This is a genomic window from Calothrix sp. CBUCES-K 9914, assembly GCF_059640475.1.
Map to the genome: position 1 here is coordinate 1 of NZ_JBXXZH010000170.1, position 20,980 is coordinate 20,980.

The following is a 20,980-nucleotide window of genomic DNA, read 5'->3' on the forward strand; positions in this document are numbered from 1 at the left end:
GTAGAGTAATTTACATAAACGGCAGCTTTACGACAAGTAAATCTGACCCAGTTGACTTTGATGCTTGTTATGATAAGGAAACGGTAGATAACGATTATCTTAGGATAAATGCTCCCCGACTGTTTAACCATTATGACCGTGCTGGAATGAAAGCTCGATACAAGGGTGAGCTTTTTCCATCCGACCAACCTGTCGGTAACTATGGAGAAAATTCATTCGAGTTTTTTCAGTCTGATAGACTTAAAAGAAAAAAAGGCATTGTAGCTATAGATTTAATGAGGTGGGAACCATGATTAAAGATGAATTAGAATATGAAGTTAGTACTGAATGGGTTACTAAGTTCAAAAAATCTATAGCTGCGATGGATAATGATGAAGCAGCTATTCAGAAAGACTATACCCGGTACTCTCAAAGCCGAAGTGCCCTACAAGGTCATATAGAACAGTTAGAAGCTGAAATTGCTGAATACGAAACACTTATTAATTGTACAAAAAATGAGCCAATCACAATTAAAGTAGATTCTTTCTGTAAATTACCAGATGCATTAATAAAAGCTAGAATTGCCGCTAAACTCAGCATTGATGAACTTGCTGCATTGTTAGGTATAGAAAGCGCGCGGGTTGCGGAATACGAAAAAACTGATTATCAATGTGCCAACTTTGCAGAAATCATCGAAGTTATTACCGTGTTAGGTGTAGAATTTGAAAATGCCACTGTACGTGTAGACTTTGAAGAAATAGAACACGTCAAGAGAGTTATAGAAAAATGGGATAAGAAAAAGGCTCAAGCTACAAGCAAAGTATAATAAATTAAACTGGCGCCGTGATAGCAAGCTATTAATTTTAATGACAACTAATCTACCCATAAAGTTAGAACACTTACCCAAGATTTTACCTTTGGACGGCGCCGTTCGCATCTCCATAGTCGAAGGTATACCGATTTTCCGCGCTTCTGCTACTGTAATAGAACGCATTGAAACATTAATAGCGCGCGGTCGTGAGTCGTCCCTAACTGAGGATGAAGAAAACGAATTAGATGGATATGGAGAATTAGACGATTATTTAAGCTTGGTTAACCGTATAATACGCAACGGTGGAGTATAAACAAAGCGCATTATTCAAATATAACGGCGCCTATCACTGTTTTATAATTAATAAAAAACCTTTATGTCAGATAACCAAGAAAAACGGGTGCTACCACCAATAGTAAAACCTAAAAGGGTTATAGAAATTCCCCCAACTCCACAACTCACAGAAACAGATTTTGACAAACCTAGTTCAGAATTATTGTTCACAGCAGTAGGTATAATCTCAGGTGTAGTAGAGTTCGTAGAAGATACAAGGTCTGCCACCATTACACTTGGAGGTAATAAATACCCATTGTTCTACGTACCCACTAATAGAGGTTCAATTGCTTTTGGTGCGCTGAGGAAGCATATAGCCAATACCGGGAATAATAATCATCGTTTAATAGTTTATCCTAAAATAATTCACTTCCCAGGCAGAGACAAACCGCATCAAATAGGATTCCAGCTTATAGCATTTGACTCAGGAAATAATGAGGGAATGTATGGGGAATTAAAAGACCTTCAATTTAAGCTTAGTGGAATATGGCAATTTATCCCAGTCTGTCAAACTCCTTGTATCTCTATCTTCAGAAACTTCACAGAACAAAGATTAGAATATATCAAAAAGTCAGATATTACTAAACGGGTTAAATACATGAAAGCAAGTCATGTTCCTTTATTTTGGAAGGATGCACTTGTACCACCGTTTAGATTTAACCCCAAGGCGCCAAAGGAAGAACAAGGGAAACCATACTTTGTCTCTGTAATAGCTAAGTTCCTTCCTTACAAAAATGCATTTGGTTTCGAGTCACTTGCTCAAATGCCACTACAAGAGGCGCCGAAGTTTCTCAAAGCTAGTAAGAAGATGAAAGCAGAAGCTCTCTCGCTACGTAAAGGGGAAGGGGCGCCGAAGCTTGAAGCTACTACAGATAGTAGTAAGTTTACTATGCCTGTTAAACGCAACAAGGCGGATTGTAATTGATGGTGTTGGGGAGGCGCCTGATTATTTTAAATTGTCAAAAAAGTTATGGAGAAGTGGGATAATAAAAATGCATTAATCTTCGAGTAAAGTATAATAGATTCAATTAAATTGGCACCACTATTTATAAACTAGTGAGGCGAATTAAAACCAAGCCCGTGAGCGCGCTTGCTCGGAATGTGAATATTGACATGCATCCGAACAGTGGCAATATATCTCTTTTATTGTAGACGATGTAATTCATTGTATGTAGAATGAAAGTAAACAAATGACTTAAGAGAAGATGTCAATTAATAATCATATCGAGACTTATTTAAATTATTACTTGAGCTTATCTCAAGCTCATAGATTCGCTATTTTACTCAAAGGCGAATGGGGATGTGGAAAAACATGGTTTATCAACAGATATCGTGAAAAGTTGAAAGAAAATAATCAGAAATGCTTGTATATTAGCCTTTACGGAATGACTAGTTTTTCTGAAATAGAAGAAGCTTTCTTTCAACAATTACACCCTATATTGGCATCAAAGGGAATGGCGATAACAGCAAAAATTCTGAAGGGAGTAATCAAAACCTCGATAAAAGTTGATTTAGATAATGATACTAAAGATGATGTAACAGTCAACAGTCAAATTCCAGATATAAATCTTCCTGAGTATCTAAAAAATACGGATAAAAGTATCTTGATATTTGACGACTTAGAACGCTGTAAGATAGATATTAGTAATTTGTTAGGCTATATTAATTATTTTGTAGAGCATCAAGGTTTAAAAGTAATTATTATTGCTAATGAAGATGAACTACTAAAACACGATAGTGATGATTTAACTAAAAGTTATAAAGGTATTAAGGAAAAGCTTATTGGACAAACTTTTGCTATATCTCTTGATTTTGAACGAGCATTAGAAAATTTTATTACTGAAGTGAATAATCAAGATGTTAGAAAATTTTTATCTGATAATACTGACTTAATACAAGATATATATAATAACGCAAAATATCAAAACTTAAGAAATTTAAGGCAAATCATTTCAGATTTTGAAAGAATTTTTAATGTATTACCAGAAAAAGTAAAAAGTAGGTCAGAGATTCTCCAAGATATTTTAAAGACACTTATGGCTTTTTCTATTGAGATAAGACGCGCAGCAATGCAAGCAAAAGATATTAGTAAACTGCAAGATGAATATGTATCTGTGCTAAGTAAAAGAATTAGTTCATCTCAAACAACCAGTTCAGGTGTTAATAATAGTGAACAGCTAACTCCACTTCAAAAAATTATTAAGATATATACCTTACTTAATTTACATGACCCATTCCCCAACGCTATATGGTGGGAGACTTTTTTTGATAAAGGCATTTTAGATATACAAGAATTAGAAAAATCACTGCCAAATAGTAAATATTTTCAGGATGAAAATACTCCTAATTGGGTTCGCTTATGGCACTACTTGAATCTTAATGACGATGAGTTTGAAGAATTACTTAAAAAAGTAGAAGTAGAATATGCCAAAAGAGATTTTATTGAACTTGGAATTATTAGGCACATCACTGGACTTTTTTTAGTATTCTCTCATGCTGAACTATATCAAAAAAGCAAAAAAAATATTCTTGAAGAGTCAAAGCTTTATATTGATTACTTGAGAGACAATAATAAATTAGATATTTATACATTACCATATGTTTCTAATGATGATATATTTGGAGGCTATGCTGGGCTTGGTTATCAAGGGAAAGAATTTGGAGAATTTAAAGAATTCTGTTCTTATGTTGATAAAGCTAGAGAGTCAGCAAGTCTTCAAATAATGTCCGATGCTGCTCAAGATTTACTTACCATCATGCAAAACGACGTGTGGAAGTTTTACAAAATGGTTCACATAAGCAATTCCTCAGAACAAGAATACTATTATGATGTTCCAATATTGAAATATATAAAACCATCTGACTTTGTAGACAAACTTTTACTTATGAGTTTTGAAAATTTAAGATGTGTTTTTTGGGCATTAAAAAACCGATATAAGTTTGATGAAATTAATCAAAAATTATTTGAAGAGTTGATATGGCTTAAAAATGTTAAAGCTTTATTATCAGATGAAGCTCATAATAGAAAAGGTAAACTTAGTGGATATCGTTTAGAGTTACTTATAGAAGAATATTTAAGCAAAATGATTGAGAAGCTTGAAAAACAAAGCACATAAATTAAAATTTTTGTCTTGTAATATTAGACTACCATCATTTGAACTTTATCACAGTGTTGAATCAAGAATAAAAGCATATTTTGAGACACTGACCCAATCCTATTACCTATATTAATCGGTGAGACGGGTTGGCTCGGCGCCGAAAATTTCTAGGCACTTCTTGACTCAATGATGAGTAACCAAGTTTACAACACCCCGTAACAAGTTTTTTCTTACTTGAAATTTTAGTGTAACTTTTTTTATTTTTACTTGACTTTGTACCCAATTTTATCAGATAATCACATTTCTGGCTCAAAATAGGCAGTTTTGACAAGGGAAAGGAAAAGTCTATCCTAACTCAACTTTTCTGCCAACCAATCACGAAATTTAGGATGATAAAAACTGTATCTAACTTCGTTGTCTACTTGATGCTGCTGTAAAAACTCAAAGCAATTTTCCAAAAATTCTTCGACATCAAATATATCCACATCAACAGTTGGTGTGTTTTTAAAGTGAATCCTTTGAAGTATTGTACTTGCCGATATACCTTCATTTTCCGCAGTTGCGAGAACCCGCAATATTTTCATGGCAGTATTAGATAATCCCTCACCTTGTATTTTTTGCCAATGTCTGATGAATGCTTTCTCCGAGTCCCAGTTTTTTAAGTTACATTCGGATAAATCGAGAATTTGGGATGGTGCTTCAATTAATAAACGAGATTTTTCTTTTTTGAAAGGACGACGGGTAAGGAGAAAATAAACCCCTTGGGGTAGGTATCGAGGAAGATAAAACAAGTTTGTTCCTGGTGGTTGGTTGTTGGGGTTAATTGCATCGAGAGCATCAATGGCGATTATCAGCTTTTGCTGGGGTTGAAGTTCGTCACTAACTTTTTGCAGCAACAAGGATAAAAACCAACTTCCCTCAGTGACGTTATCAGGAGTTTCCTCCTTTTCCCAAATTAATTGGGTACAAACATATTTGAGAAATTCTTCAGATGTATTTTTTCCTTCTATTTGAGCGTTGTAATAAATAATATTGATACTTGGATGGAGATTGGAACTTACAAATTTAGCGAGGATAGTACTTTTACCGCTACCAGGAGCGCCAACAATAGTTAAATAGCCGTAATCGCACTTGTGGAGGAAATCGTTTATTCTCGTAAATATAAATTCGCAGTTATTAAAATTTTTGCTTTTTTGTTCAATGATTTTTTGGAATTGCGAATGTAATTGAGATAGGGCGTTCATGGCTGAATCTCAACACCTTGTAAACGGAGGAAATGTATACGTCCGGATTCGTCTCCTGCAACAATTGTCGTGCCGTCTGGAGCAATAGCACAACATGTGATTTTACTATCTCCTGTGAAACTGCAAATTTCTCGCCAGCTTTGTGAATCCCAAATTTTTAGGTTGTTGTCTCTCGAAATAGAAATTGCATGTTTCACACCTGGGGCTATGACTAAAGAATTTAATAATTCATTATCTAAAATATTAGTATTTTCTATGTTGATTTTAGGATTTATAAAATTCACAAGATTATCATAATCTTGAGTAATAAACATTTTTTTAGGTTTTCTAATATTCCAAAATTTCAATATTTTACTTTTAGTTTCATCAATCAAGTAATATTTATTTTTTTTAGTCAAACATGTAGTTAATTTACTAAAATTAAATTTTTTGTTTTCTAACTCATTAATTATTATCAAAACAAATATAATAATAAGCATATTTACAATACAGTCTATAATCAAAATAACAAGGAGTCCTAATGAACTAAAATTAAAATTGAATAAGTCCAAAATAATATTTTCTATAATCAAATATATGATGAATGGAAAGCGCAATAAATTTATTAATAAAAAAAAGTACACTAAAAACCGTAAAAAATCATACATGTAACCTAATGATGTTCTGAAAAAAAGAGTTTTTTTTGTTTGTATATTAAAAGCTTTTATTGCATGTTTTCTTACTCTGCTAACTGCCCATTTACAATCTGTAGTAATGATAATATTGGCAGTTTCACTCTTATTTCTTTGATTCCAAGGGAAAACAAATTTTTCTTTTGGTAAAAAGTAATCTTGCGTCAAATAATACTTTTTAAGACTCCAAACTTTAATATTTTCATCTTCAGAAATTGAAACAACTTGCCTTCCGTCTAAAGATATCCCAATTGATATGACTGCTTTAGCATGAAAAAAAGATGTTTGTTTTGGTTTGAATGCTATTTGACTTGTGTCTGTAATAGAAATATTTTCTTCACTTTCAAGATTCCAAATTTTGACAGTTTTATCATTAGAAGCAGACACTAAATATTTATTATCAGAAGTAAGTGTGACCGCATTAACAATTTCACTATGTCCTCGTAGTGTTACATGTTTTTTCGTTTTTAAATTCCAAACTCTAATCATTTTATCTGAGGCTCCGGAAATTACGTAATTACCGTTCGACGTGACTGCGATTGTTTTCACTACATCACTGTGTCCAATTAATTGAAAAAATTCCTCGCCAGTTTCTATATTTCTGATAACAATCTTATTAGATGAGCCAGAAATTGCCTTTAATTTATCAGGAGTAATAGCTATTGATTGGCTAAAACTTTGATTGAGGCACATGTTTATTAAAATTTTCTTAAATTTTCCAGTATTCAGATTATATGAGTTCAAATAATCGTGGCTTATTTTTGTTCGACAATCTAAATTTTCTAAATAATTGGAATGAAAAATGATGTATTCGTTATTTGGGGTTACAGTAACAGCATTTACAGAGTCTCCATTAGCTGTAAAGCTATATTCTTCATTCAATTTTTCCAGATTCCATACTTTGATTACGTTGTCAGATGCAGCAGAAATAAGTTGTCTTCCATCAGATGTAACAATAACAGTATTTACAGAATCATTATGACCAGTTAGGGTAACTACTAACTTACCTGTTGTAAAATCCCAAATTTTTATGGTCTTGTCGCTAGAACCAGACAGAATGTATTTATTATCTGGTGTTATAACAACTGCATTAACTGAAGCGGTATGACCACTGAGTTTTAACAATTCTCTTCCAGAATGGAAATCCCAAACTATCAGTGTAGTGTCATCAGAAGCAGAAATTACATATTTATTGTCATATGTGATAGCAACAGAATTTATAGAACTACAATGACCACTAAGAGTACGAACTAAAATGCTGCCTGGAGGAGTCAAGCTAGGTATTAAGCTACGCAGACAGATACTATTACTTTGCAATATTTGTTCTAACAATTCCTGAATCTTTGGCGCATCACAATTTAGTAAGCGTCCTGATAATTGTACAGATAACTGCTTTGTATCTTTATTTAAAATATGTGTAGAAAGCTGTAAAGCTCCCCGAATTAACTTCAGTGAATTTACAATTTTTATATCATAATGCTTATATCTTAAAAAGATTAAATCATCTATTAAATTATAATCCTCAATGAGCAATTGCACCCCAAAATTAGTATGATTAATCTTTGCTTCAATAAAGTCATAATCCGTCAACAAAGAACAAAATTTTTGAAATTGCCCACTTTCCAGCCACAAACGCGGGACTTCACCCAAAAAAAGCTCTATTTCTTCTGGTGACTTCTCTGCTAACCAAGTACGAATATTACTCATAAAATAAGTCCCTCTGTCATATTCTTGGCAACTTCAGCACTAATATCTGGCAAATTTATTCCTGCTGCTTGGACAATATCCCGACGGTGCAAAAAATCTCGAAAACTTTCGTGATAAAAGCGATAACGTGATGGTTGATAGCTTTCCTGCTTCTGTAACAGCTGTGCCCACCCATCAAGAACTTCCTGCACATTCAATTCACTCTGCTTGGAGTATTTTGCAATCACCTCACGAGAAGCTGCGCTACGTAAGGCACACATCACATAAACAATTTTGATTTTATTTTTTGGTAAAGGTTTAGCAGTCATACCCATAATATGCCAGTGGTTTTCGTAATATCCTTGTAAACCTACTGGTAATTCATGAAATGCTTTATCATCGTAAAAACCATCGGCAATTGCTGGTAAAATACAGCGCAAATACATAAAGTTATTTTCACTTTTAGCAGCTAATTCTTCGACAAAATCTTCATCTAAAAGATGCTCGTGTCGAATCCAACGACTCACAGTTTTTTGATATCTATCATCTTGGATGAATAGCCAAATATATTCTTTAGCATCTTCATTACTTTGCCTATATTTATCTCTTAAGTCAAATTCTTGATTAGGTACACTAGGTGAAAAAATCAACCTTTTATCATTTTGGTTGTAAGGTCTTCTCGTGAGGATAAAATAAACTCGATTTGGAAGAATCTCTGGTAAATATAAAAGATTTCCTGCCGCTTCTTGGTCAACTTCATCTAATGCATCAATAACTATTACCAAACGTTCTCCCTCAGATAATTTTCCCTCAGCTTTAATCAGCAAAGTTGATAAATCCGCATCATCTACATCTTGTAATTGGAAACGGACAACTAATTGCTGGCGAATTTTCTTCAGAAATAATTCGGGACGGTTCATTCCAACCGCACGAATATTAAAAAAGCAAATAGTTTCTGGATTATCTAATACATACTTTGCTGCAATAGAGCTTTTCCCCATCCCCGCATCACCAAGAATTGTGAAATAGCCATTTGGGTTATTTTGTAAGAAATCACTAATCGCATCAAATACAAACCCACGTCCACAAAATAATTGTGTTTTTTCGTTAATTAGTTGTTCAAACTCTAATGGCAACTGACGTTGAGGATACCAGTCTTTATCATCAACTATGTCTGTAGGTTTGATATGTAGAACTTTCGCGATATTATTAACTGCCCATCGCTCAACCCCATTTGGGCAATCTTTGGTATCAAGTAGCCTTTTAATTGTATCTACAGATACATTTGCTAGGTCGGCTAGTTTTTGCTGAGTTAGGCTGTTGTCCTTGATAGCTTGTCGGAGTCTGGTTTTACCTGCGTCGCTCGCTCGCACTTTATGTGATTCACGCATTGCTGTCACTAAGTCATTGATACTTGTATATAAACAATAACGAATCTGTAGTTTCCAGAACTAGGGCAGATAGGTTTTCTTTACTTCCCTATCTGCCCTAAATTACCATACAGTCAATAGGGCAAAGACTTGACACAAACAAAACCTTATTGCCCTGGTATGTATTTTACCGTCTGGATAGGATACCAATATCACAACCAACAGCACAGCATTTCGGAGAACAACAATGCTATTTAAGTTTTTCGTCAAGCCCCAAAATAAAAACGACTACAGCGATATTAAAGAAGACATACTCCGTGAATTATTACGACAAACACGTAAAAGCTACAACCTTGCTTTAGGTATTACTGCGACATCAGCTTTAATGACCTTATTTGGCGTTGGGTTATTCTATTCTAAGAAAATATCTGAAGCTAGTTTGACAACATCAGGTGGGATACTGACAACTTTAGTTAGCGTTCAACACACCAAACAGAAAAAAGAAGAACTATGTGAAATTTTAAATAAGCTGCCGTGATAATTTTGGAAGTAACCTTCTTGGGGTTAATGGACTCTATGGGTAAAGCTAACCCAAAACCTTCTCTAACCATCACTCCCTCATCACAATTTTTACCGCATAAAGGGTATGAAAACAATTGAAACTATTACCGGGTTAAGCTTAAGAGTCTGATTGCGCCCTCAACACAAACATACAATCACCCAACATCTTTCCACAACTCATCATTTATCTGCACCAATATATTCTCCAACTCCCCACCAAACGTCTTATTCAACCGTTGGAAACCACCACCTTGATTTTTAAACTCCCCTTGGTCAAGTGCTTCCCTATCAACAATAGTTTCTTTCTTCAACTGTTGACCTATCCTATCCAACCATTTACGCTGCATAGGCGCCCAACTTTGCATCCCCATAATCTTCCTCATCGCCTTATCCACCCGTTCTGAGTAGGGTACTAATGCATCACCCAGTGCAGCTTTACGAATAAAGCCAATAATACTTGCTGCAATATCCTCGTTGGTCTTTTCTCGCCAAGCTGTTTGTAAGTTACGCTCGGTGTAACCAGAGGCATCTAATAATATGAGTAGTTCTTTAAGTTGTGCTTTGGTAAGTTCGCGCGGACGCTGAGTAACTACTATCAAAGCAGGTATTTTATTAAGATTATCCCGCAGGAATGCTGTAAAGCTGTCTAGATAATCTTCGGGTTTCTGGGCGCCACCATAACCTCTTTCTACTCTTCTTATCTCATCAGCATGTCGAGATATGAGTACAGGTTTTCTACCTCCATCCTTGGCATCTAATATTTGAGCAATATTTTTACGCTGCTCAAACCATTGTTTAAGTTCCTGCGGTGAAGACTGGCGCCAGTAATTTATCATTTCTTCTAATTGCATTCCAGAGAAAATCTCAATTCGTTGTTGAATGTTTTGATTATTAACTTGGTATGTTCCACCTTTCTCACCAACCTTTGACCTCTCTTCCTCCCCTCTCTTTACAGGAGAGGGGTCGGGGAGCCAGTCGCGTGCGGGGGTTCCCCCCGTTGAGCGAACTGGCGTGGTGAGGTTAGAATTAATACGGCGCCGCAGTTTAGATATAAGCTGGTCAATAACAGTATTAGTATCTTCCACAGTAATAACTTCTTCTACCAACTGGGCAAAACTAACCTTCGGTCTTACCGCAACTGGTTTCATTGTTGAAAAATCTTTTATAGCATCGTAGAGATTAACTGCATCATATATCCTAAATACTTCCTTACCTATTTCATCACATCGTCGTGTAGCTCTTCCTAACATCTGTTCGTACAATATCCGAGAGTTTACACGACGAATAAAGACTAAATTACATATAGCTGGAACATCTATTCCGGTGGTGAGTAAATCTACAGTAACCGCTATTTTAGGATTTTGTTCGTTCTTGAAGCGTCTAATTAATTGTAGTGGATTATCTGAGGCGCCTGTTATTTTAACAACTGCATCATCTTCAACGCTGCCATACTTCTTTTGTAGTGCTAATTTGAGTAAATTAACAACAGTATCCGCATGGTCATTCTTAACACAGAATATTAATGTTTTCTCTTCAGGGTCGATATAATCTGCTAACTGTTCGCACACCACCCGGTTAAATTCCTCAGTTAAAACTTGTCTATTAAATTGTTCAACATCAACTTTAATTTCATCTGGTGCATTAACAGTATCGATAGTACCTGTTAGGGGGTCAAAATATTCCATTTCCTCCCCAGGTTTCCAAACAATACCATCTTCAGACAATGCAGTAATAATTCTATATGGTGGTTCATAGTCTATTAACCAACCATCTAAAACAGCTTCTCTGTAGCTATATGTAAATACAGGTGTACCAAATATCTCTGTTGTATGCAGTGCGGGTGTAGCTGTTAAACCAATCTTGACAGCATCAAAATGGTCTAACACTCTACGATACTTTGATACATAATCATTAAAATCTCTAAACTCTAATTCCTTATCACTAAGCTCTTTATCGAGTAAGTAACCTCGGTGACACTCGTCAACTACTATACAATCATATTGGTCAACCGTAGGTATGGAACTGTCATCACTAGGATATAAAATCCGTTTAACAAATGCTTGTACTGTGGAGATGTGAACTTTTGTATCCCTGTCCGGCGCCACATCCTCTAAATCTTTGATATCAAATATATCAGCAAAGGTTTGTAAATTCTCTATCCGAGTTTCTTTGAAAGCATTCGATGTTTGTTCACCTAAAGCAGTGCGGTCAACTAAGAATAAAACACGACGGAAACGTTTTGCTTTAAGAAGTCTATAAACCAGTGCAATAGTAGTTTTAGTTTTACCCGTCCCGGTCGCCATTGCAATTAATATTTCTCTGGCGCCATCTGACAATGCAGCTTCTACTCTTTGTATAGCCTGAATTTGGTAGTCACGCAGCGTCAAATTATAATTAAACCCTTCTGCTTGTAACTTCTGGTGTGCAGCTTCATTATCTATAGCCAACAAATCTTGTAAACCCTGTGGAGAATACCAAGTACTCAGAGAACGACGAATGTTACTAGCGTTGCGTACATCACAAAACCATATCCCACTCTTAGTTTCCAACTGTCTTAAAAACGGGCGCCCATTTGTCGCAAACGTAAACGGAACTCTATATTCACCCCAAGGACTACCGGGTAAAGTCTCATTACCTTTAACTATGTAACCGCGACTGTAACGCTTCGCTTGATCAATGGCGCCATATACATCAGTACTTTGACGTTTCGCTTCTACGACTGCCACTACCTGCAAACCTACACACAATATATAGTCAGCACGACCATCACTTGTAGGAACTTCAGCAATAGCAAGATTTTTACCCTTAGTTGGGCGAACACCCTTACCATAGGTAATATTTTCCGAATCTGCCTCCCACCCAGCTTGTCGTAACTGCACATCGATGAGGCGCCGAGTTTCCCGCTCATCCAGGTCAATATTATCCCCTGCAACCTGCGCTCTTGTAATTGTCTCTTGAATAGTTTGCTTGGACTCAGTTTGTGCAGCCGCTTGCAAAGATTCTAATTGTTGCTTACTCTCAGATAGCCCGCGCGCTAATTCTTCTGCTGATATCCTTAACTGTGCTTCCTGCTGTAACAGTATCTGCGCCAACTCTTTTTCTGTACGAGTTGCTTTTAATTCACTACGTAGCGTTGCTAATTCTTCTAATAAAGCTTGATTATCCTGCTTGGGTTTAAGTGGTGGAACAAAGGCGCCGGGATAAAACTCGCTATCTTTAGTAACAATGCGGTAATACCAAATACCTAACGAGCGAGCATGTTTTAAATTACTCAGTGCTACACGTTGATTACCACCAAACGCATGATTTGCATCATTGCCCGCGCGTCGTAACTCATCAAATAAATCGTAAACTTTAGGCTTTAATACACCCTCATCCCGAAGGCGCCGCATCAGATCAATTTGTCGCTCATCATCAACATCATACATCCCAACCCTAGCAGCCATCAGGCGTAGCAGGTACTCACCATACTGCCGCAGCTTCAATAAACAGGTGTTCGGGTCATCCGCAAAATATCTTTCTGCCAAGGCGCCTAACTGCGCTAGCTGCTGATCATGCTGCGCGAGGAATCCAAAATTAGGCGAAGTCGGCTGTGGCATTCGGTAAGAGGATGATACATATTAGCTGTATATTTTATAGCAAATTACTTAAGGTTTGACCATGAGAATAATTACACTTATAAGCGTAAATGCTTGTATAGACTACGCTTGATAGTTTGTAACATGTGAATTTATTGGGCGCCAGTGGTGATTAGTTTAACCGCACTCGAAGTAGTTTATTTGTAAAATTGAAGTGCCTTCTCGCGCTACTAACGCGCGATAAAGAAGAACAATGGGCGCCATAGCTACAAAAAACTGGCTCTATGTTTTGAACTGTATCTGAACTACATATAGTAAACCCCGATAAATATAGAATGCGTAAGTTAAACTATTCAGGAACGCAAGCCGCCACTAATATTACAATTTGATAAGTATTATTTAGGTTAATGGTAGTATTTAAAAACACACTGATAAATTATATAGCTAAGTATTAAAATTAATTATTAGATAATAATTAATCATCTTTTTGTGGCTGAATAACGATTTGGCAGCTTAGTAGTAAGTTCTTAACAGCTTGTAATGCCGTCTCAATTTCAAGCTTTTTGTCTGCGCTAAAAATTCCGGTTACGGCAAGCCCATATTTGCCAATCGAATTTTCGTTCTTAGTAGAATTATCGCCTATTAAGTTTTCAGATTCAGATTCTTGTTTCTCCAGCTTAATAACTCTAGTGCTATCCATCTCTGAATCCGGCCAGTCAACTAGTTCCTGCCAAAGCTCTATCCCTACCGCTTTACACAAAGCAATAAAATGTTCGGTAGAAATTGTTTCTCCCTTTAAAAATCGTTTTAATGTAGATTCTGAACTCATGCCTAATCTAGCCCATTCCTCGGATGTTCTTCCCCATCCCTTTAATTTTCTTTTGCGTTCAACTTCTTGTAATCCCTCATCGGAGAGTTTGTGAGTTGTTCTTGTCATGTCATTATAAACGTTTAAATTTTAAAGCCGTCATTAGTAATTGTTCGTAATTATACATTGGGTTTGGATACATAGATTTTAAGTAATGCTACGAGGTATTAGAGAAATTATTTTCTTCTGAAACGGAATAAGGTATTAGTCTATGAATGAGCTTTGCTTGACCTGTTAAAGTGAAAAGCGCTAATGTATAAATCACTCATCACTACAATTGTCATAAGAATAACTACGTAACGGCTTGCGTGTAATAAAACTGAGTAAACATAAATATTGCTGTAGTGTTGTTTGATAAAATCTGTTTAATACTACTGGATATCTGCCTGCTGAATACTGCGATACACGTAATTCTGACAGTACGTATTACAAGAGCAATACAACCTACTTACCCTAAGAAATGTATTATATTTGTCTTTTCAGTTGGTTCAAATGTGGTAATTAAGTTAATATAAAAATAAGGGAAGAGCTTAGACCTCTGTGATTGAGTCAATTGCCAACCTGACTGAGTTATTGCAGTTAAAGTCTATATAAATAAGCTCTTTCCGCCCTATTGATAGCCCATCAAAATCTAATCGCCTTAGTTCATTTATGGGTCTAAAAATCAATATCTAGCTCATTGACAGATTTTTATCTGTTCAGATAAAAAACTTTTCTCAAACTGGCATATTCTTGTAGCAAATTACTAATTCTTGTGCTTAGAATGTATGTATCTCAGTCAGGTTGGCAGCCTTGAGAAAAACTGACTCAATCAAATAAAGAGGTTTTTGTCTTATGAATGATGACATTACAACCATCGAATCGGAGAATGACGATAATTTGCATTCTTGCCGTGAGATTATGGTTTTTCCTAAAGACTCGGATGAACAAAATAGTGACTTACCCACTGATTTAACGCCCGAAGACACCTCTAATAATCCATTAGAGTTAGAACTAAATCCCATACAACAGTTCTTTAAAACAGTATCACCAATCCTACGAGAAGGTGGATTGCCTGTTGCCGTTATTCTCGCGCTGGGCTGCATCGCTGTTCCCCTAGCGATGCTTAAAAGTAGTTTAATTGCTTCCATACTTGCATCCGGCGCCGTCGCAGTAGGCGTAATTAGCGTGTTGAGCGTTATTATTATCTACCGACGTAATAGTAGCAACTAGAAGTACTTGTTGTGAGTAGTTTCAGTTTCCTATTACGTTTATAGGATTTATCAAGTACAAACTCGTATCGATAACAGTGTTACTAGTACTGTTATCGATATTGATGCTCTCTACTGAATATAACAATGGTATCCACGCTACCGTTAATATTGCATTTTAAGAACGATGTTTATAGGCTCTAATATATAGATATTACCTAAATCGCTCACTCTTATGAGGCGCCATGACCGAAACAAAACCAACAAAGCAGCTCCGTAGAGGACGTATATTTCCAGAAATACAGTGGACTGAGGAACAGAAAGAGCAACGCCAAACCGAACGTGAAGCTTTTAGAGCGCGCTGTCTGCCTATTTTTGAAAGACTCAAGCCAGAATTAATAGAAACTCATTACAACTGGTATATAACAATTGAACCCGACAGCGGCGAATATTTTATTAATCAAGATGATATTAAAGGCGCCTTAGAAGCGCGCGAAAAATATCCTTCAAGAGAGTTGTATACTTTCCGTATCAACGAAACAGGTGTGTGCGGAACGATATGATAAATGGGACTTTTGGTGTTGAGGATGCCTTGTTATTTGAAATAGAATTAATTGCATCGGACGGTTCAGGGCTAGAAATAGAATCTATGTTCGACACCGGTTGAGCGTGCGTGGCTGGCTATAAACGACCAAGACATAAATGGTTTTGGTTGGTTAAAAATTGGCAAAAAAGATATGACAACTGCACAAGGTACTTCATCATTTGATATCTACTTAGGGAAAATAAAACTTGATGGACAAGAATACATCGTCCCTGTGCATGTAGGTAAGAATTTAACAGAAGTTTTACTTGGGCGCCAATGGTTACAAATTAAAGAATTAGTAGTAAGCATATCAAAGCAAATATTAACTCTAGGATAATTTTATACGTATTAACTTCAACCTGAGACTATATATATTTAATATGGATACCATCGATAGTTTAAAATGCAGACAAATGTGAACCGTGGTTCACATTGTACTACCGTCTTAGAACATAGGTATTAGTATTTTATTTTCTTGAACCACTCCATCTGTAATGGTTTGGGGCAATATTTCAGAAATCGGTTTCCCCTAGGAATTTTTTTGCTTAACTCAGAGACAACATAAAACGCCAGGGTAGAAATAAGTATTTTTTCTTGCTTTACTGTAGCCAAAATCTATCTAAAGAAGTAGAATGCGTATTGACGCTCCAGGAACACCGCACTTTAAATTGTGCGCTGTAAACCATGAAGCCAAAATTTTGTCGTTGAATCTTGATACAAAAATAGGTAGCCAAAAAGACGTTGCTACCTCTGTTTTTGATATTCAATTTTCGCTTCACTGTAGAAATGTTTACGTTTGTTAACAAAAAAGGGGATTTTGGGTGTGTTACTAAGTTGTTGTATTAGTAGTAAGATGAAACCTAGGCGCTACAGACTATTTGCGGTAAAACAGCGCAAATAGCACTGTGGCGCCGAGCTAGCCTTCACTCTAGAACACAAACGCTCGCGAGTTAAGACTAGGTTATTCAATTAAATAAACTGGACAGGGGTTTTAAAGCGCACCTTAAGAACAAAACGCCATACTGTGAGAGGTCAACGTCAAGTTCTTATCACAAAAGCTGCTTCAATACGCCTTGCTACAACCATTTTACACCCAAAAGTGTTAAAGAGATGTGGCAGATTTTATATTGGTTACTTTTCTTGCCTACCAGTACTATTAACTGTTAACTAGTTAGTACTAAGTAACTAAAATAGAAGGCGCCGTTTGCAGCTTAAAGACGTGGAAACCCCTCCAAAGTTTATTTTTACTTTGGAGTAGAACAGAAGAACATGCAATTACAAGACAGAGTAAAAACGAGTAAAGAAAGCAATATTTATTTGGAAAAAATGTTGTGTGCAATTAAGACGTAAAATAGTTTGATGCCGAGCGCATTCAAAGAGTGCGCGTCACTTTGATTAATTAGAGATTGGACAATCAAATAGTTTTAGTTAAAAAAGGGGGGACAATACATCATTGAGTTCCTAGACGAACGGAGTTTGGCGACAAAGTGCGCGTCAAAGGAGCTTTTCCAAATGCTGTATTTGATGTCTTGTCCTAATTTTATTGTACCTTGTTGGGCGCCTTCTTCTACGTTCCCATGAGACATATTTGTACATTAATTGAGACAGGAATCCTCCCAAAAATCAAGCAGTTTTAGATTTTTGGAGTGAAGACGGTGAAAACAAGAGAAACCATAGCGACTCAAGAAAGTTTGGCAACCCGCCCTAACAATATAGACCCTCACCATTGGGAAGAATTCTTGGGCAGTGCTATTAAGCCATCAATAATAGAGAAAAACTTTCGTACCATTCATGATTCACGCGAGGTTGATCGAGTACTAAACCGGAACAACAAGCGTAGGTGGAAACATAGTGATGACCTTGTACCATGCTGGGAGGTAACAGGACTAGACCCGTTGGGTTGGGAACGAACCGAGGATGGTGTGCAAGTTAAACCTGATAATCCCCCGGTTGGGGAGGATGGTAAAGTTCAGAAATATGTCGGCGCCACCGGGTATGATACGGCGCCGTTGTTTTTAGAAACTGATGACCCTGAATATTGGGCGAAAGTGTTAAAAGATGTTGCTATCCCACTTTTTGTTACCGAAGGCGCCAAAAAAGCAGCAGCGGCATTATCAATATTGTTGGCTTGTCTTAGTATCCCTGGCGTAACTACCTGTCGGAAGCTGGGACGGTTACATCGGAATTTAGAGGTTTTCTGTAAGTTCGGACGAACCGTTTATTTGTGCTTTGACAACGATGTAATGACGAAGTACCAGGTACAGCAAGCTTTACTCAAGATGAGTATAGACATCTCCAACAAAGGGGCTAAGGTAATGGTAGTAGTACTGCCAGAGGGAGGCGCCAAAGGTATGGATGACTTTATATTCCAGCATGGAGAAAATGAATTTAATAAACTGGTTGCCAATGCTTTAACTATTGATGAATGGAGGAAGAAGCTTGAGAAAGATTGGGAACGAGACAAAATACAAGAGAAATTAGAAAAAAACCCAGAACGAGATGATTTACTAGCTGTGGATAAGAAAAAGACGTTAATCCACAACGCGCGCAAGGAAGCTATTAGAAATGTTTATGGTGATGGATTGCGGTGGAATGAACTTTCTTTGAGTGTTCAAATTAAAGGTCAACCAGTTATCATAGACACTTTAGTAGATAAAATTGCTACAGATTGTGGAATAAAATTTTCAGAGAAAGACACCAAATTAATAGTTTACTCTCTAGCTAGAGAGAATACCTACCATCCAGTCAGAGATTATTTAAATGAAGTTGTTAGTACTAATTCTGACACTCAAATAATAGAAAAACTATCAACAAACCTTTTCAAGACAACAGAACCTCTTTATGACATAATGGTCAAGAAATGGCTAATTGGGGCTGTTGCGCGAATCATGGAGCCAGGTTGTAAAATGGACGATGTGTTAATTTTACACGGCAAACAATCAGCTTTAAAATCCACTTTCTTTGCAGCACTTGGAGGGGAATGGTTCTCAGATAGTTGTGAAGGAACAGGTAATGATAAAGACTCAATCATGCAATTACATAATGCTTGGATTAATGAGCTTGCAGAGGTTGATAGGTTTTTAAGTAAGCGTGATGCTTCAGATTTAAAAAAATCTCTATCTGTCAAAGTGGACAAGTTTCGTGTTCCATATGGTAAGGGAGTAGAAGATTTCCCCCGTCAATTTGTTACTTGTGGTTCCACTAACAAAGACGAATTTCTAACTGACCCAACTGGCAACCGTCGCTATTGGTGTGTTTCCCTTGGAACTGAAAGAATAGATATTGATTGGGTTAGCTCACACCGGGATGAAATTTGGGCAGCAGCGGTTCATCTTTACCATCAAGGTCATAAATGGTATTTGGAGGACGACGAGAAAATTAGACATGCTGAATTGATGAAACCCTTTGAAGTTAGCGACTCTTGGGAAGATTACATTGAACCATATGTAGCACAAAGGTCAGAAGTAACAGTCTCTGACATTATGCTGAACTGTTTAAACATTGAAATTGGGCAGCAGAAGAAAGCTGAACAGATGCGGGTAGCTGACATCCTTAAGCGCATGGGTTGGAAACGCATAGAGAAACGCAACGCTCAAAGTAAAAAATGCTGGGTCAAACCAGATGTGGGTGACGCAGCTGCTATCGAGGCGCCTGTTGGGTAAAAATTAAGGTGGGGACACCCAAAACTGTTGCTATACAAGGAGTTTTGGGAATTTGTCCCCACCTTTTTCAAAAAAGAGTTAAAAAATAACGCAGGCGCCGAAATTAAAAATTAAAACCTACATATCAAAAAAAATCACAAAATTCCGTATTTAGGTGGGGAGGTGGGGACAAATCATCTTAAATCTATTCGTAGCAAGGGTTTAAGCCTGTCCCCACCTTTGTCCCCACCCCTGTCCCCACCTCTGTTTTTACCAGTGAGTAAAGCACAAAAATATTAGAGATGCCGTAAATATTGACGGTTGTATAGGGGCAACTTGGTCGAGTTGCAATATTTTTATGAGGTGGGGACGCAGGTGGGGACACCCCAAAACTATTACTACATAAGCGCTTTAAGCAATCTGTCCCCACCTCCCCACCTTTTTTTAAAAAAAGTGAAAAAAATAATGCAATCGCCAAAATTAAAAATCAAAACTTACATATGCAAAAAAATCACTCGTTTTTTGTGCCAAAGGTGGGGAGATATCAAAGGCGCGAACCTCCACAGGCAGCTCCATAAAACTCAAGCGCGGTAATCTCCGACCCTGGCGTTTGCATTGACACTACTTCCCCAATTGAAGGATTTTAGGAGGGCGCCGCTTCTATAAATAGTTACTATCTTAAATTTTTAAATTTTTAGAGTAGTAAACAGGCGCCGACTCCCAAGTACCCCAACTGTGTCATAAAAACAGCACCAACACATGTAATCGTATTCATGTACTACAATTACCTCTAAGGGCTGTATTTAGCTTGAGTGCCAATAAACCTTAAGATCAGCAATGTAGATATCACAATCGATATCATGGACAACCAGAAAGCACCTACAAGTGAGATGATTCGAGTTCCTACTGTACTAATTCCTGCAGTAAGGGAACTATCGAGACTACATCGAGAAGGACACACAATAGCGTTACTACAAGTGTTAGAGGATGTAATTACCGAGTTTGATAGCAATTCGGATATCGATTTGGCGCCAAGTAGTAAATCTGTTGAGATGTTAGAGGAGCATCTAAATAAAATCGAATCACAATTTACTTTGAAGCTGGACGCAATGACAAAAGCTCTCGAACAACTTGCCCGCACAGGCGCCACCAACAAAGGTAACTATAATCAACGTCGTCCTAGTTCGTACAATCCTCACCACCAACCAACCCTTGAACTAGGGTCATTTACACATGAAAACTTAGCAAAGCGCCTGGGCTTAAATGCTAAAACTCTCTTAAAGGAGCGTCAAAATCTAACTACCCTTGAGTTTATCAGTTATACCCGCAGCCGCGACCCCCGTCCAGTTGGGTGGGAGTGGAAG

At 36.9% G+C, this 20,980-nt stretch carries 16 protein-coding genes; 11 read left to right on the forward strand and 5 right to left on the reverse strand.

Features of this window, described 5'->3' with window-relative positions:
• The 5 genes from AC2JBO_RS29820 to AC2JBO_RS29840 form a co-directional block, all read left to right on the forward strand.
• Positions 1 to 293 (forward strand): DUF6932 family protein (locus tag AC2JBO_RS29820; RefSeq protein WP_496957254.1); only part of this gene is annotated, 293 nt, incomplete at its 5' end.
• A complete protein-coding gene (locus AC2JBO_RS29825; RefSeq protein ID WP_496957255.1) occupies positions 290 to 805 on the forward strand; it encodes a helix-turn-helix domain-containing protein in 516 nt (171 codons plus the stop codon). The genes AC2JBO_RS29820 and AC2JBO_RS29825, both read left to right, overlap by 4 nt.
• 40 nt (positions 806 to 845) lie before the next feature.
• Positions 846 to 1,103, forward strand: a complete 258-nt coding sequence (locus AC2JBO_RS29830; protein ID WP_496957256.1) for a hypothetical protein — start codon at positions 846 to 848, stop codon at positions 1,101 to 1,103.
• Between the two features lie 63 nt (positions 1,104 to 1,166).
• On the forward strand, positions 1,167 to 2,048 hold the full coding sequence (locus tag AC2JBO_RS29835) for a hypothetical protein (protein ID WP_496957257.1): 882 nt from the start codon (positions 1,167 to 1,169) through the stop codon (positions 2,046 to 2,048).
• A 280-nt stretch (positions 2,049 to 2,328) separates the two neighbouring features.
• Positions 2,329 to 4,239 carry a P-loop NTPase fold protein gene (locus AC2JBO_RS29840; RefSeq protein ID WP_496957258.1) on the forward strand — a complete coding sequence of 637 codons (1,911 nt, stop codon included), beginning with the start codon at positions 2,329 to 2,331 and terminating at the stop codon, positions 4,237 to 4,239.
• Positions 4,240 to 4,571: 332 nt separating this feature from the next.
• Here the strand turns inward: AC2JBO_RS29840 and AC2JBO_RS29845 are convergent, their stop codons facing one another.
• The 3 genes from AC2JBO_RS29845 to AC2JBO_RS29855 are packed head-to-tail and all read right to left on the reverse strand — an operon-like array spanning position 4,572 to position 9,213.
• The gene (locus AC2JBO_RS29845) at positions 4,572 to 5,465 is read right to left on the reverse strand and encodes a P-loop domain-containing protein (protein WP_496957259.1); all 894 of its coding nucleotides are present in this window, start codon (positions 5,463 to 5,465) and stop codon (positions 4,572 to 4,574) included.
• On the reverse strand, positions 5,462 to 7,843 hold the full coding sequence (locus AC2JBO_RS29850; protein WP_496957260.1) for a hypothetical protein: 2,382 nt from the start codon (positions 7,841 to 7,843) through the stop codon (positions 5,462 to 5,464). Before AC2JBO_RS29850 ends, AC2JBO_RS29845 begins: the two co-directional genes overlap by 4 nt.
• A complete protein-coding gene (locus AC2JBO_RS29855; protein ID WP_496957261.1) occupies positions 7,840 to 9,213 on the reverse strand; it encodes a helix-turn-helix domain-containing protein in 1,374 nt (457 codons plus the stop codon). Before AC2JBO_RS29855 ends, AC2JBO_RS29850 begins: the two co-directional genes overlap by 4 nt.
• A gap of 226 nt (positions 9,214 to 9,439) precedes the next feature.
• On the opposite strand from AC2JBO_RS29855, the gene AC2JBO_RS29860 reads away from it, so the two are divergent.
• Positions 9,440 to 9,730: a TRADD-N-associated membrane domain-containing protein gene (locus tag AC2JBO_RS29860; protein WP_496957262.1), complete on the forward strand. Its 291-nt coding sequence runs from the start codon at positions 9,440 to 9,442 to the stop codon at positions 9,728 to 9,730.
• 178 nt (positions 9,731 to 9,908) lie between these two features.
• Here the strand turns inward: AC2JBO_RS29860 and hsdR are convergent, their stop codons facing one another.
• Both hsdR and AC2JBO_RS29870 read right to left on the reverse strand, forming a co-directional pair.
• Positions 9,909 to 13,352, reverse strand: coding sequence for a type I restriction-modification system endonuclease (gene hsdR, locus AC2JBO_RS29865; RefSeq protein ID WP_496957263.1), 3,444 nt, complete (start codon positions 13,350 to 13,352; stop codon positions 9,909 to 9,911).
• Positions 13,353 to 13,806: 454 nt separating this feature from the next.
• Positions 13,807 to 14,268 carry a hypothetical protein gene (locus AC2JBO_RS29870; protein WP_496957264.1) on the reverse strand — a complete coding sequence of 154 codons (462 nt, stop codon included), beginning with the start codon at positions 14,266 to 14,268 and terminating at the stop codon, positions 13,807 to 13,809.
• 765 nt (positions 14,269 to 15,033) lie between these two features.
• Between AC2JBO_RS29870 and AC2JBO_RS29875 the strand changes: the two genes are divergently transcribed.
• The 5 genes from AC2JBO_RS29875 to AC2JBO_RS29895 form a co-directional block, all read left to right on the forward strand.
• Positions 15,034 to 15,411: a hypothetical protein gene (locus AC2JBO_RS29875; protein ID WP_496957265.1), complete on the forward strand. Its 378-nt coding sequence runs from the start codon at positions 15,034 to 15,036 to the stop codon at positions 15,409 to 15,411.
• A 223-nt stretch (positions 15,412 to 15,634) separates the two neighbouring features.
• A complete protein-coding gene (locus AC2JBO_RS29880) occupies positions 15,635 to 15,952 on the forward strand; it encodes a hypothetical protein (RefSeq protein WP_496957266.1) in 318 nt (105 codons plus the stop codon).
• A gap of 174 nt (positions 15,953 to 16,126) precedes the next feature.
• On the forward strand, positions 16,127 to 16,312 hold the full coding sequence (locus AC2JBO_RS29885) for a hypothetical protein (RefSeq protein WP_496957267.1): 186 nt from the start codon (positions 16,127 to 16,129) through the stop codon (positions 16,310 to 16,312).
• Positions 16,313 to 17,630: 1,318 nt separating this feature from the next.
• Entirely contained in the window at positions 17,631 to 19,637 is a 2,007-nt protein-coding gene (locus tag AC2JBO_RS29890) for a VapE domain-containing protein (protein WP_496957268.1), read from the forward strand.
• Positions 19,638 to 20,476: 839 nt separating this feature from the next.
• On the forward strand, positions 20,477 to 20,980 hold a 504-nt coding region (locus AC2JBO_RS29895; protein ID WP_496957269.1), incomplete at its 3' end, for a hypothetical protein.